The sequence below is a fragment of the Streptomyces sp. NBC_00306 genome, from assembly GCF_036169555.1.
Lineage (GTDB): Bacteria > Actinomycetota > Actinomycetes > Streptomycetales > Streptomycetaceae > Streptomyces > Streptomyces achmelvichensis.
This window is the reverse complement of sequence record NZ_CP108032.1, coordinates 429,789-442,444: the sequence shown is the minus strand read 5'-3', so window position 1 is coordinate 442,444 and position 12,656 is coordinate 429,789. Positions and strand designations below refer to the sequence as shown.

Sequence of the window (12,656 nt, the reverse complement as noted above, 5' to 3'; positions counted from 1 at the left end):
GTGCTTATGTCGAGTTCGGAAGCATCTCAGCATCACTTTTGCGTGTTGACAAGACATAAGCCTGGGATATCTTCGACCTAAGTGGAGAGTCCAACCCCTCGGAGCCCCTCGTGGAACGTGTTGTCCAGTTCACCGGCCCTCGCCAGGTCGACGTCGCCGAGCACGCCGGTGCCGCGCTGCCCCCCGGCCATCTACGGGTCCGCACCCGCTACTCCGGCATCTCGGCCGGCACCGAGCTCACGGCCTACCGGGGCACGAACCCCTACCTCACCCGCACCTGGGACCCCGAGGCGCGCCTCTTCCGCGACGGAGCGGCCGGGATCGAATACCCCGTCGCGGGCTGGGGCTACTCCGAGGTCGGCGAGGTCACCGAGGTCTCGCCCGAGCTCGTCGGCACTCCCGGCCTGCCCGTCGTCGGTGACCTGGTCTGGGGCATCTGGGGCCACCGCAGCGAAGGCATCGTCCCCGCAGAGCGCATGCGCGGCCACACCCTGCCCGACGGGCTGGACCCCCTGGCCGGCGCGTTCGCCCGCGTCGGTGCCATCGCCTACAACGCGGTCCTCTCCAGCGACATCCACCTCGGCGAGGACGTCGCCGTCTTCGGCCAGGGCGTCATCGGACTCCTCGCCACCCGCCTCGCGCATCTGAACGGCGCACGCGTCACCGCGGTCGACGCCCTCGACAGCCGGCTCGCCACCGCCAAGGAGTACGGAGCGGTCCACACGCTCAACGCCCGTACCGATGCCGTCGCCGAGCGCATCCGCGAAGCCACCGGCGGCCGTGGCGCCGACACCGCGATCGAGATCAGCGGCGTCTACCCCGCCCTCCACGAGGCCCTGCGGTCCGTCGCCGTCGACGGCCGGGTCGTCGCCTCCGGCTTCTACCAGGGAGACGGCGTGGGACTGAGGCTCGGCGACGAGTTCCACCACAACCGCGTCCAGCTGATCTGCTCCCAGATCGGCGGCGTACCACCGCAGTTGTCCGCCCGCTGGAGCGTCGAGCGCCTGCAGCAGACCTTCCTCGCCCTGGTCGCCTCCGGGCAGGTCGACGTCCGGTCCCTCGTCAGCCATGTCGTGCCCGTCGAGGAAGCCGCCGACGCCTACCACCTGCTCGACGAGCGACCCGCCGAAGCGCTCCAGGTCGTCCTGGCATTCTGAAAGGCCATCCACCCATGCTCAAGACCGCTTGCCAGGAACAACTGCTGCCCGGCGACACCCTCCAGGAGAAGTGGGACTTCGCCCAGGCCGCGGGCTACGACGCGATCGAGCTGCGCGGCAAGGGGGACCGCCACTTCGAGGGCCGGCTCCCCGAACTGCGCGCCGCCCTCAAGGACGGCGTCGTCATGCCCACGGTGTGCGTCGACATGCTGCACTTCTTCGGGGCGTTCGACGCGGACCTGCGCCGCGACGCGATCGACCAGATGAAGTCCCAGCTGTCCGTCATCGGCGAACTGGGCGGCACCGGTGCCCAGACGCCCGCCTCGTACGGCATGTTCTCCCGCCGGCTGCCTCCCTTCGAGCCGCCCCGCGGCGAGGACGAGGAGCGCGCCGTCCTGCTCGAGGGCCTCACCGAACTGGGCGAGCACGCCCGGCGCGAAGGTGTGACCCTCTACCTCGAACCTCTCAACCGGTACGAGGACCACATGGTCAACCGCCTCGACCAGGCCGTGGAACTGATCCGCGCCGTCGGCCTGGACTCGGTGAGGATCGGCATCGACAGCTACCACATGAACATCGAGGAGGCCGACCCCGCCGCCTCGATCCTCGCGGCCGCCCCGTACATCGGACACGCCCAGGTCAGCGACTCCAACCGGTTCCAGCCCGGCGCCGGACACCTCGACTGGCCGGCCTGGCTCTCCGCGCTGCACGCCATCGGCTACGACGGGTACCTCGCCGCCGAATGCCGTCTCACCGGCGACCCGGTCGCCGCGGTCCGTTCCATTCCCGGCTTCCTGCGCAGGTCGGGAGCATGACGATCGCCCTCGCCGACGCCCCGAGCGCCGTCCGCGACCACCGCAGCGTGCAGCGGGAGGCCGCCCGGGTACTGCTGACCAACTGGACCGGCGCGTCCACCGTGCCGTCCCACACCCTCTATCCGCACCAGTGGAGCTGGGACTCCGCCTTCATCGCCATCGGGCTGCGCCATCTCTCACCGCGCCGCGCACAGCGCGAACTGGAGACCCTGCTCGGCGGGCAGTGGGCCGACGGACGCATTCCCCACATCGTGTTCAACCCGGCGGTGCCGCTCGACGCCTACTTCCCGAGCCCCGACTTCTGGCAGTCGACGTCGGCGGGCAGGGCCGCGGGCGCACCGGCCGGCATCGAGACCTCCGGGATCGTCCAGCCGCCCGTCCACGCGCTCGCGGCCGCGCTCGTCCACGAGAGCGACCCCGAGACCTCCCGGCGGCGCGGCTTCCTCGAACGGCTCTACCCACGGCTCGTCGCCTGGCACCACTACCTCACCCACCACCGCGACTTCGGTGGCCGGGGACTGGCGGCCGTCCTGCACCCGTGGGAGCCGGGCATGGACAACAGCCCCTGCTGGGACGAGCCCCTCGCACGCGTCGAGCCCGCCCCCGCCGCCTCGTTCCGCCGCGCCGACCTCACCCACGGCGACGCCGCCGACCGGCCCACGGACCTGGACTACGGACGTTATGTCCGTCTGGCCGGCGACTACCGCGACCACGGCTACCGCGACGCCGGCACCGAGCACTCCTTCGTCGTCGAGGACCCCGGGTTCAACGCCCTGCTGATCCTGTCCGAGTACGCACTCGCCGACATCGCCCAGGCTCTCGGACACGACGCCGAGTCCCACCGGGCCCGGGCCCGCCGGCTCACCGACGCCCTGGTGGAGCGGCTGTGGGACGACGACGCGGGTCTCTTCCTCTGCCACGACGTACGGGCCGGGAGGGCCATCGAGGAGAAGAGCGTCACGGGCCTTCTGCCGCTCGCCGTTCCCGGCCTCCCCGACGACATCGCCCGGGCCCTGCTGCGTACCGCGGCCGGTGAGCACTTCGGACTGGGCTCGACCACCGCCCTCACCCCCAGCTACGACCTGCGCGGCCACGCCTTCGACCCCTCGCGCTACTGGCGCGGACCCGCCTGGTTCAACATCAACTGGGTGCTGGAACGCGGACTCCGTCACTACGGCACCGCGGACTGCGCCGACACCCTGCGGCAGGCCGTCCTCACGGCCGGTGCGGACTCCGGCTTCGCCGAGTACGTCGACCCGTACACCGGCCAGGCCCGGGGGACCACCGACTTCAGCTGGACCGCCGCCGTCGTCCTCGACCTGCTGGCCGACGTCGACTGTGGGGGAGGGACACGATGACGGCACCTCAGCTGCTCGTGCACGCCGGCACGTTCGCCGCCCTCAGCGGCGGCGGGGACATCTCCGGTACCCGCGGCACCTCACCCGACGGACTGTTCGTCCGCGACGCCCGCCATCTCAGCCACTGGCGCCTCACGGTGGACGGCACCGAGCCGACCGTCCTCGTGCCGGCGTACGGCGACGGGGGAGCAGCCGCCGTGCTCACCGCGGCAGCAACCCGCGACGAACCGTCGCCATGGACGCTGCACCGCCGACAGGCCCTGTTCCACGGCCGGTTGACCGAGAACCTGCGGCTCAGCAACAACACCGCGCGCGAGATCACGGTCATCGTCGCCATCGATGCCGACGCGGACTTCGCCGACCAGTTCGAACTGCGCAGCGACCGCCGGATCTACGACAAGGCCGGCGCCCACATCACCGTCTCGGACTCGGCGGACGGCACCCGCTTCGCGTACCACCGCGAGGAGTGGCAGGCGGACACCACGGTCACCGCCGAACCGGAGCCCGCCGTGACCCCGGCATCCCGGGGCACGCTCAGAACCCTTGCCTGGCGCGTCCGGCTCTCTCCGCACGGCACGGCGGAGATCACCGTCAAGGTCACCGCCCTTGCCGGCGGTGCCGACCCGCGTCCCGCCGGGCCGCCGGACGTCCGCTCGGTCCTCGCGCTGATCCGGCGTGAGAGGGACGAGTTCACCGACGAGTCCCCGCTCCCGGTACGGGACGTCTCCGACGACCTCGTCCGTGCCTGCGAGCAGGGCCTGCGCGACCTCGCCCGGCTGCGCGTCCCGGCCGTCGGGCCGGACGGCGAAGACCTCCTGGTACCCGGCGCCGGCGTGCCGTGGTTCCTCACCCTCTTCGGCCGCGACTCGTTGCTGACCTCGCACTTCGCGCTGCCCTACCGGCCGGAGCTGGCGGAGGCCACCCTGCGCGCTCTCGCGGCCACCCAGGCGATCGAGTACGACCCGGCACGCATCGCCCAGCCAGGGAAGATCGTGCACGAGATCCGCCTCGGCGAACTGGCCCACTTCCGGCAGGTGCCCTACGGCCGGTACTACGGATCGGTGGACAGCACCCCCCTGTTCCTCACCCTGCTCGGCGCCCACGCCGAACAGACCGGTGACCCCTCCCTCGCCCGGCAGCTGGAGCCCCACGCCCGCGCGGCGGTCGGCTGGATGTTCGCCGACGGCGGCCTCGACGAGCGCGGCTACCTCACCTACGAGGCCGACACCCACGGTCTGCTCAACCAGAACTGGAAGGACTCCGAGGGAGCGGTCTGCTTCACCGACGGCACCCAGGCGACGGGCAGCATCGCCGTCGCCGAGGCACAGGGCTACGCCTACGACGCCCTGCGCCGATCGGCACAGCTGGCCCGCACCGTCTGGGACGACCCCGCGTGGGCGGACGAGCTCGACGCCCACGCCAAGGCCCTGCGCGAGCGTTTCCACGCCGACTTCTGGATGCCGGAGCAGACCTTCTACGCCCTCGCCCTCGACGGCTCGGGACGCCAGGTCGACGCCCTCGCCTCGGACGCCGGCCATCTGCTGTGGTCCGGCATCCTCGACGACGTCCACGCACAAGCCGTCGGCCGACGGCTGCTGGAGCCCGACTTCTTCACCGGCTGGGGCATCCGTACGCTCGCCGCGGGCCAGGCCCCGCACCACCCGCTGTCCTACCACCGCGGCAGCATCTGGCCGCACGACAACGCCGTGATCACCCTCGGCCTGGCGCGGCACGGCCTGCACGCCGAAGCCGCAGCCGTGACCGCCGCGCTCGTCGAGGCCGCGGCCCGCCACGGCGACCGGCTGCCGGAAGTGATCGCCGGCCACACCCGGCAGGAGGACGAGGGACCCGTCCCCTACCCCCATGCGTGCTCCCCCCAGGCGTGGGCGGCGGCGACCCCCCTCGCCCTGCTCACGGCGGCGGGAGCACGGGCGGAAACCTGACCTTCCGCCCCGCGTCTGCCGGAGCCCCACCGGGCTCCGGCAGACGTGTTTCCACGCCGCCAAAGGGGCGAACACCCCACGATTTCTCCGCCGAACGGGCAGAGATCACCGCATCCGAACCCGGTCTGTCGACCGAAGAGTGGATGTCCGGTGACACCTCCCCGTTGAACGAAGGCGGCGTGCATGCTCGGTACGCAGGTGATGCAGAACGGCACGGGCATCCTCACCGGCCGCCCGCAGACCGGCACCCCACCGACAGCGGGCCCGCACGTCGACCGGGACGTCACCGCCGCCGTCGAGCAGGTCCTCGGCCGGTACGTACGCGAGCGTGTGCACGAGGCCTCCCGGGTCGACGCACGATTCGCCGCCGATGTCGCCGAACAGCTCGCCCAGTTCGTCATACGAGGTGGCAAACGATTGCGGGCGGGCTTCCTGTGGTGGGGCTGGCGTGCCTCCGGAGGCACCACCGACGGCGAGGAGGCGGAGGCGGCACTGCGGCTCGGAGCCGCCATCGAACTGATCCAGGGGTGTGCCCTCGTCCATGACGACGTCATGGACGAGTCACCCGTGCGCCGTGGAGCACCCGCCGTGCACGCCGCCTTCGCCCAGGCACACACCACGAAGGGAATGCGCGGATCGAGCGCCGCCTTCGGGACCGCCGCCGCGATCCTCGCCGGAGACCTGGCGCTGTCGTGGGCCGACGATCTGATGACCTCCACCGCGCTGATGTCCCCTCAGGGGCCGCGCGTCCACCGGGAGTGGCAGGCGATGCGCACGGAGCTCGTCGCCGGCCAGTACCTCGACATGCACGCCCAGGCCACCGGATCCTCCTCGGTGGTCGAAGCCGTACGCATCGCGGGTCTCAAGAGCGCGCTCTACACGGTCGAGCGTCCGCTGGCGCTCGGCGCCGCCCTGGCAGGGGCCGACGACCGCACCACCGACGCGTTGCGGTCCGCCGGGCGCTGCGCGGGCATCGCCTTCCAGCTCCGGGACGACCTCATCGGCGCCTTCGGTGACCCCGCGAGCACCGGCAAACCCTCGGGTGACGACCTGCGCGAGGGGAAGGCCACCTACCTCCGCGCCGTGGCCGTGCATCTGGCCGCCACCGGCGGCCGCAAGGACGTCGCCGACGCGCTGAACCCCAGGGGCGAGGGGCGGTCACTCACCGACGACGCGGTGGACCGGCTGCGGCAGGCCATCGAGTCGACCGGCGCCCCCGCCGTCGTCGAGGAGAAGATCCACCGCCTGGTGGAGCTGAGTGTCCGCCACCTCGAGTCCCTGGACAGCGAGCCGCACATCGTCGGCGAACTCACCGGCCTCGTCGGCAGGGCCGCCGGCGTACAGCCCAACCGGACCGGAGAGCGGGCATGAGGACCGTACCCGGGCCCACGGACCATGTGGTCGTCGTCGGAGCCGGTCTGGCGGGGCTGGCGGCGGCGCTGCATCTGCTCGGCGCGGGCCGCAGCGTGACGGTGGTGGAACGGGCGCCCGAGCCGGGCGGCAGGGCGGGACGGGCCGACATGGGCGGCTATGCGATCGACACCGGCCCGACCGTGCTCACCATGCCGCACCTCGCCGACGAGGCCTTCGCCGCCGTGGGGGACTCGCTCGCCCGTCGGGTCGAGCTGATCGAGCTGCATCCCGCCTACCGGGCGCAGTTCGCCGACGGCTCCGCGCTCGACGTGCACACCGGCGCCGAGGCGATGGAGGAGGAGGTCCGCCGCTTCGCCGGGCCGGGCGAAGCGGCAGGCTACCGGCGCTTGCGGCACTGGCTCCAGGACCTCTACCGGGCCCAGATGCGCCGCTTCATCGACACCAACTTCGACTCGCCCCTGCAACTGCTCCATCCCGACCTGGCCCGGCTCTGCGCACTGGGCGGCTTCGGACGCCTGGACGCCCGGATCGGCCGTTTCATCTCCGACCCGCGCCTGCGCCGGGTGTTCTCCTTCCAGGCCCTGTACGCGGGCGTGCCGCCGGCCCGCGCCCTCGCCGCGTACGCCGTGATCGCCTACATGGACACCGTGGCGGGGGTCTACTTCCCCCGGGGCGGGATGCACGCCCTTCCGCGCGCCATGGCCGACAGCGCACGCGACGCGGGGGCGGAGTTCCGGTACGGCACCGAGGTGACCGCCCTGCACCGGTCCGGCGGGCGTATCCGCACCGTCGCGCTCTCCACCGGCGAACAGCTCGCCTGCGACGCCGTCGTCCTCACCCCCGACCTGCCCGTCACCTACCGGCTGCTCGGCCGTGAGCCACAGCGGGCCGTGACCCTGCGGCACTCGCCGTCCGCCGTCGTCCTGCACGCCGGCACCGACCGCACCTGGCCCCAACTGGGCCACCACACCCTGTCGTTCGGAGGCGCATGGGAGCGCACCTTCGACGAGATCACCCGCACCGGCCGTCTGATGACGGACCCCTCCCTGCTGATCACCCGGCCGACGGCACACGATCCGCTGCTCGCCCCCGAGGGGAAGCACCTGCATTACGTGCTCGCTCCCTGCCCCAACACCCGGACGGGACCGGGCGTCCGGGAATGGCACGACCTAGCCCCCCGCTACCGCGACAGCCTGGTCGCCGAGCTGGAGCGACGCGGGCTGCACGGATTCGGCGACTCGGTCGAACACGAACGCCTGGTCACCCCGGTCGACTGGACCGAGCAGGGTCACGCGGCCGGCACGCCCTTCTCCGCGGCCCACACCTTCGCCCAGACCGGCCCGTTCCGGCCGCGGAACCTCGTCCGCGGCATCGACAACGCCGTACTCGCCGGCTGTGGCACGACACCGGGCGTCGGCGTCCCCACCGTCCTCATCTCCGGCAAGCTCGCCGCCGCCCGTATCACCGGACAGGGCCGCGCGCCGCGGCGAGTCACCCGCGTCTCCCCGTACACCTCCGACATCTCCCTGCCCAGCCGGTGAAAGGCACAGCCGATGACCGCACGTGAACTCGACGCGGCAGGCATCACCGACGCCTGCCTGCGCTCCGCCTACACCCGGTGCCGCCACCTCAACGCCCGGCACGGCAAGACCTACTTCCTGGCCACCCGGCTCCTGCCGGTGGACCGGCGTAGTGCCGTGCACGCGCTGTACGGCTTCGCCCGCTGGGCCGACGACATCGTCGACGACCTCGCCGAAGGCCTCACGTCCGAAGAGAGGGACAGCGCCCTCACCCGTCTGGACCGGCAGCTGGACGCCGGGCTGAGAGACGGTCGCAGCGACGAGCCGGTGGTGCAGGCGGTGGCGGACACCGCCCGCCGCTACGCCATTGACCCCGTGCTCTTCCACGACTTCATGGCGTCCATGCGCAGCGATCTCCATGTCACCCGCTACCCGACCTACGCCGACCTCCGCGCCTATATGCACGGCTCGGCGGCCGTGATCGGCCTCCAGATGCTGCCCGTCCTCGGGACCGTCGTACCGCGCGCGGAGGCGGAGCCGCACGCGGCCGCCCTCGGCGTAGCCTTCCAGCTCACCAACTTCCTGCGGGACGTGGGGGAGGACCTGGACCGCGGCCGGGTGTATCTCCCCGAGGATCTGCTCGCCGCGCACGGCGTGGACCGTGAACTCCTCCAGTGGAGCCGGGACTCCGGGGCCACGGATCCGCGGATCAGGGCGGCGTTCGAGGAGGCCGCGCAGCTCACCCGCGGCGTCTACCGGGAAGCGGAACCGGGACTCGACATGCTGGACCGGCGGGTACGCCCCTGTATGCGCACGGCCTTCACGCTGTACGGCGGAATCCTCGACGCGATCGCCGAGGACGACTACCGCGTGCTGCACCGCCGCTCCGTGGTGCCCCGCAGGCGCCGGGCGGCCGTGGCACTGACCGCCCTGGCCGGGATCGCCGGTGCCCGGGCCCGCTCGCGGGTCACCCGGACACCCGCGGGTGTCCGGCCCCGGGCCGGCGCCCCTGTCACGGTGTCGGGCCCCGGCGCGGACGCCGGACGAGAGGAGCGTCCCCGATGAAGGACCGCACAGGCCGGTGGCGCCGGTGCCTTCCCCTGACGATGCGCCCCCGCGTCTCGTGGGAGAAGCAGCAGCCGACCTGGCAGGCGGCCCGCCCCGCGCTGATCGCGGGCGCGCTCAAACGCGCCGCGGCCCGGCCCTCCGGCAACTGGTACGTCATCGGTGCTTCGCGCGACATCGGCTCCGGCCCCCGGCCGTTCGGACGGACCGTGGGCGGCGTGGAGATCGTCGCGTGGCGCTCCGGGACCGGCGAACTCCGGGCGGGCCCGGGTGCCTGCCCGCACCTCGGGGCTCCGCTGCGCGACAGCCGGGTCGTCTGCGGCACGGTGGTCTGCCACTGGCACGGTCTGTCCCTGGACGGCGGCCCGTTCGCCGGCTGGGAGCCGTTTCCGGCGTACGACGACGGAGTGCTGGCCTGGGTCCGCCTCGACGCGCTCGGCGGGGAGACGCCGCTGGACCGGCCCGTCGTGCCGCGGCGGCCGGAACGGGGCGCGCTGGACGCGGTGTTCACCGCGGTGGGGCGCTGCGAGCCCGAGGACGTCGTCGCCAACAGGCTCGACCCCTGGCACGGCTCGTGGTTCCACCCGTACTCGTTCGTCGATCTGACGGTGGTGAGTGTCCCGGAGGGGCCGGAGGGGGGTGACGGGGCGGACACGGACGATGCCTTCGTCGTCGATGTCTCCTTCAAGGTGGCCGGACGCCTGGTGGTGCCGGTGCGGGCCGCGTTCACCGCGCCCGAGCCCCGGACCGTCGTCATGCACATCACCGACGGCGAGGGAGTCGGGTCCGTCGTCGAGACGCACGCAACCCCGCTGGGGACCGACGACCGCGGCGTACCCCGGACCGCCGTGGTCGAGGCCGTCGTCGCCATCTCGGACCGTCCCGGATTCGTCGGAGCACGCGCCGCCGCTCCCGCACTGCGGCCACTGATGCGCTGGGCCGCCGGGCGGTTGTGGCGTGACGATCTCGCCTACGCGGAGCGGCGTCGGCAGTTGCGCAGCTCCGGCCGCTTCCCCGGCTGACCCTGCGAGGCAGGGCCCCACGGGCTCCTGGCCGCCGGTGGCTCGCGGCGGTCAGGAGTACGGCTCGGAGCGGACGACGGGAGACGGCGTCGCCCCCCGAAGGCGAACGGCTCAGGAACGGCTCAGGGACGCCAGCGTGCGCAATGTCCGGGACCGGCCTTCGCGCGGCACCGTCCACAGCGGATGCCCCCGTACACCCCACCGCTCCAACAGGGCGTTGGCCGCGAGGAAGCCGGTGGTGGCGGCCCGTTCCATGAGAGCCACCGGCAGATCCGTACGCACGATGTCTCCCGCCATCACCAGGGAGGGATGGGGCGTACGGACGGCCGGGCGCGTGAGATACCCCCCGACCGGGAACATCGGGCAGTCCGCGCGCCACTCGTGGCGGGCGTCGACGACCTCGGCCTCGCGCGTCTCCGGGTAGACCTCGTGCAGCTGGCCGACCAACCGCTCCTGCATCCGCAGCCGGTCCGTCCCCTCGTCGACGGCATATCCGTGCAACTCCACCACGCTGCCGCCGGTGCGCCCGGCCCAGCGGGCGGCTTCCCCCTCCCAGCGGTCGAGCACACTCACGTTGTCGAGCCCGCCGAAGCCGCTGGTGCCCAGGAACCCCGGACGGTCCGCGGCGACGGGCCGGTCGAGCCAGAGGCGCGAGACCACGAACGGCGGGGCACAGCGCAGCCGTTCGACGTTCTCGCGCCAGACGGCGTCGCCCAGGTGCGGCGAGTCGGAGACGACCGTCCGCAGACCGCGCACGTCCAGCGCGAGGACGACGGCGTCGTACCGTTCGACGGGCCCGTCGGTGTCGAGGAGGAAGGTGTCACCGGTGTCCGGTCGCAGCGACGTCACGGCCGTGCCCGTCCGGACCTCGGCCCCGAGACTCCGCAGATAGCGCTCCAGGGGGTTCCACAGCGCCTGCGGGAACGGTTCCCGGGGGACGTCGAAGAGCAACCCCTCCGCGGATCCGAGGAAGTAGATGTGGAACATCACCAGCAGCTCCGCCGCGGAGAGTTCGCGGGGATCGGCGAAGAAACTCCGTGAGAAGACCTCGAACGCCAGATGGCGCGCGGCCTCGGGGAACCGGATGGAGCCGAGGAAGTCCGATGCGCTGACGTCGTCGTAGCGCTCATAGACCTCCGGAACCCGCACATCCAGCAGGGGCAGGGCCGCGACCGGGTCCATGCCGGCCAGATCCCGCCAGCCGAAGGTCGGACTCAGGGCGACGAAACCCAGTGCGCTCCACGGCGGGGTGCGGGGCACCCGCGCGAAGCTGTCGGTGGTCCCGCTGCGGTGGCGCAGCGGATAGTCCGGCAGGGGCGTGAGTTCCGAGAGCCCGGGGTCCGCACGCCGCAACAGTCCGCGCAGGTTGTAGTACTGACGGAAGAAGGCATGGAAGCCGCGGCTCATCGTCGCCGTGGACCCGTCGGCCAGTTCCACCGGCCACCCCGCGAGCCGTCCGCCCAGAACGGCCTCCCGCTCGAACAGGGTCACCCGCACCCCGCGCTCGGCGAGAGCGGTCGCGGCCGCGAGGCCCGCGATGCCACCCCCGACCACCGCCGTGCGTGGCGCGTCCCCCGCGCATCGCTCCCGGCCCCGGGCGGGCATGAGGATGTGCGCCCTGCGGTCCCTGCCCCGGCGGGCGGGACGGACGTCCGCCGCGCTCACGACGTGGACCGCCGCTCACCCGGTGCGCCCCGCCGGGCGAGGAACGTCTGGAGGATCCCGGTCTGCCAGCCCGGCATCGGGAGGGCCCGCGCCTCGTGGAAGCCCCCGCGGACCAGCCGGTCGACGAACTCCGGTGCCCGGTCGAAGGCGAGCACGCTCCGCCACAGGTAGCGGTAGAGATCGCGGTCGCCCATGAGGGTGCCCGCGGGAACGATGACGCCGCGGCACACCGCCGACCACAGGGCGTGGTGCACCGGGGAGCCGCTGAGGCTGTATTCGTGCACCGCCAGCCGTCCGCCCGGCCTCAGCAGGGCGTGCACCCTGTCCAGTACGGCGTCCGGGCGCGCCACGTTGCGGAAGAGGTAGGCCGCGAAGACGGCGTCGAACGGCCCCTGGACTCCCGCACGCGCGACCTCTTCCACCGGTGCGTGCACCCATCGCACGTGCCCGGCCCACGACTTCGCGGCCGCTCGTTCCAGCATCCCCGCGGAGGCGTCGACGGCCGTGATCTCGGCCCCCGGCGCCACCCGAAGGAGCGCCGCGGTCGACGCGCCGGTGCCGCAGCCGATGTCGAGCACCCGCAGGCCCTCGCCGCGGTCGGGCAGGCGCAGGCGGCGTGCGGAGCGCCTGAGGTCGGCGTGGTAGCCCGGGTTCATCGAGACGAGGCGGTCGTAGCCGGCCGCGGCATGGTCGAAGGCCCGGGTGAGATCCCGGTCCCGCAGAAGGGTCATCAGCTG

General features: G+C 72.7%; 10 protein-coding genes. 8 read left to right on the top strand and 2 right to left on the bottom strand.

The genetic code is table 11. The features are described 5' to 3' along the window. The first annotated feature begins 110 nt into the window (after positions 1 to 110). From OHA05_RS01965 to OHA05_RS01930, 8 genes are all read left to right on the top strand, one after another. The gene (locus OHA05_RS01965) at positions 111 to 1,157 is read left to right on the top strand and encodes a zinc-dependent alcohol dehydrogenase (RefSeq protein ID WP_313948188.1); all 1,047 of its coding nucleotides are present in this window, start codon (positions 111 to 113) and stop codon (positions 1,155 to 1,157) included. Positions 1,158 to 1,171: 14 nt separating this feature from the next. Further along, the gene (locus OHA05_RS01960) at positions 1,172 to 1,972 is read left to right on the top strand and encodes a sugar phosphate isomerase/epimerase family protein (protein WP_328859581.1); all 801 of its coding nucleotides are present in this window, start codon (positions 1,172 to 1,174) and stop codon (positions 1,970 to 1,972) included. Beyond that, the gene (locus OHA05_RS01955) at positions 1,969 to 3,330 is read left to right on the top strand and encodes an MGH1-like glycoside hydrolase domain-containing protein (RefSeq protein WP_328859580.1); all 1,362 of its coding nucleotides are present in this window, start codon (positions 1,969 to 1,971) and stop codon (positions 3,328 to 3,330) included. Before OHA05_RS01960 ends, OHA05_RS01955 begins: the two co-directional genes overlap by 4 nt. After that, positions 3,327 to 5,273, top strand: coding sequence for a glycogen debranching N-terminal domain-containing protein (locus OHA05_RS01950; RefSeq protein ID WP_328859579.1), 1,947 nt, complete (start codon positions 3,327 to 3,329; stop codon positions 5,271 to 5,273). The genes OHA05_RS01955 and OHA05_RS01950 overlap by 4 nt, the downstream gene beginning before the upstream one ends. 183 nt (positions 5,274 to 5,456) lie before the next feature. Next, positions 5,457 to 6,644: a polyprenyl synthetase family protein gene (locus OHA05_RS01945; RefSeq protein ID WP_328859578.1), complete on the top strand. Its 1,188-nt coding sequence runs from the start codon at positions 5,457 to 5,459 to the stop codon at positions 6,642 to 6,644. Continuing rightward, entirely contained in the window at positions 6,641 to 8,188 is a 1,548-nt protein-coding gene (gene crtI / locus OHA05_RS01940; RefSeq protein WP_328859577.1) for a phytoene desaturase family protein, read from the top strand. The genes OHA05_RS01945 and crtI overlap by 4 nt, the downstream gene beginning before the upstream one ends. Before the next feature lie 12 nt (positions 8,189 to 8,200). Next, a complete protein-coding gene (locus tag OHA05_RS01935; RefSeq protein ID WP_328859576.1) occupies positions 8,201 to 9,232 on the top strand; it encodes a phytoene/squalene synthase family protein in 1,032 nt (343 codons plus the stop codon). Next, entirely contained in the window at positions 9,229 to 10,254 is a 1,026-nt protein-coding gene (locus tag OHA05_RS01930; protein ID WP_443043612.1) for a DUF5914 domain-containing protein, read from the top strand. Before OHA05_RS01935 ends, OHA05_RS01930 begins: the two co-directional genes overlap by 4 nt. 111 nt (positions 10,255 to 10,365) lie before the next feature. Here the strand turns inward: OHA05_RS01930 and OHA05_RS01925 are convergent, their stop codons facing one another. Together OHA05_RS01925 and OHA05_RS01920 are read right to left on the bottom strand one after the other, a co-directional pair. Beyond that, positions 10,366 to 11,859 (bottom strand): FAD-dependent oxidoreductase, encoded by a 1,494-nt coding sequence (locus tag OHA05_RS01925; RefSeq protein WP_328863318.1) that lies wholly within the window; start codon positions 11,857 to 11,859, stop codon positions 10,366 to 10,368. Positions 11,860 to 11,915: 56 nt separating this feature from the next. Continuing rightward, positions 11,916 to 12,650 (bottom strand): class I SAM-dependent methyltransferase, encoded by a 735-nt coding sequence (locus OHA05_RS01920; RefSeq protein ID WP_313948196.1) that lies wholly within the window; start codon positions 12,648 to 12,650, stop codon positions 11,916 to 11,918. Positions 12,651 to 12,656: the final 6 nt, after the last annotated feature.

Excerpts from the sequence above, each read along its gene's own strand:
- OHA05_RS01945 (WP_328859578.1), top strand. The coding sequence starts at position 5,457 with ATGCTCGGTACGCAGGTGATGCAGAACGGCACGGGCATCCTCACCGGC.
- OHA05_RS01935 (WP_328859576.1), top strand. The coding sequence starts at position 8,201 with ATGACCGCACGTGAACTCGACGCGGCAGGCATCACCGACGCCTGCCTG.
- OHA05_RS01955 (WP_328859580.1), top strand. The coding sequence starts at position 1,969 with ATGACGATCGCCCTCGCCGACGCCCCGAGCGCCGTCCGCGACCACCGC.
- OHA05_RS01960 (WP_328859581.1), top strand. The coding sequence starts at position 1,172 with ATGCTCAAGACCGCTTGCCAGGAACAACTGCTGCCCGGCGACACCCTC.
- OHA05_RS01930 (WP_443043612.1), top strand. The coding sequence starts at position 9,229 with ATGAAGGACCGCACAGGCCGGTGGCGCCGGTGCCTTCCCCTGACGATG.
- OHA05_RS01925 (WP_328863318.1), bottom strand. The coding sequence starts at position 11,859 with ATGCCCGCCCGGGGCCGGGAGCGATGCGCGGGGGACGCGCCACGCACG.
- OHA05_RS01920 (WP_313948196.1), bottom strand. The coding sequence starts at position 12,650 with ATGACCCTTCTGCGGGACCGGGATCTCACCCGGGCCTTCGACCATGCC.
- OHA05_RS01950 (WP_328859579.1), top strand. The coding sequence starts at position 3,327 with ATGACGGCACCTCAGCTGCTCGTGCACGCCGGCACGTTCGCCGCCCTC.
- crtI (WP_328859577.1), top strand. The coding sequence starts at position 6,641 with ATGAGGACCGTACCCGGGCCCACGGACCATGTGGTCGTCGTCGGAGCC.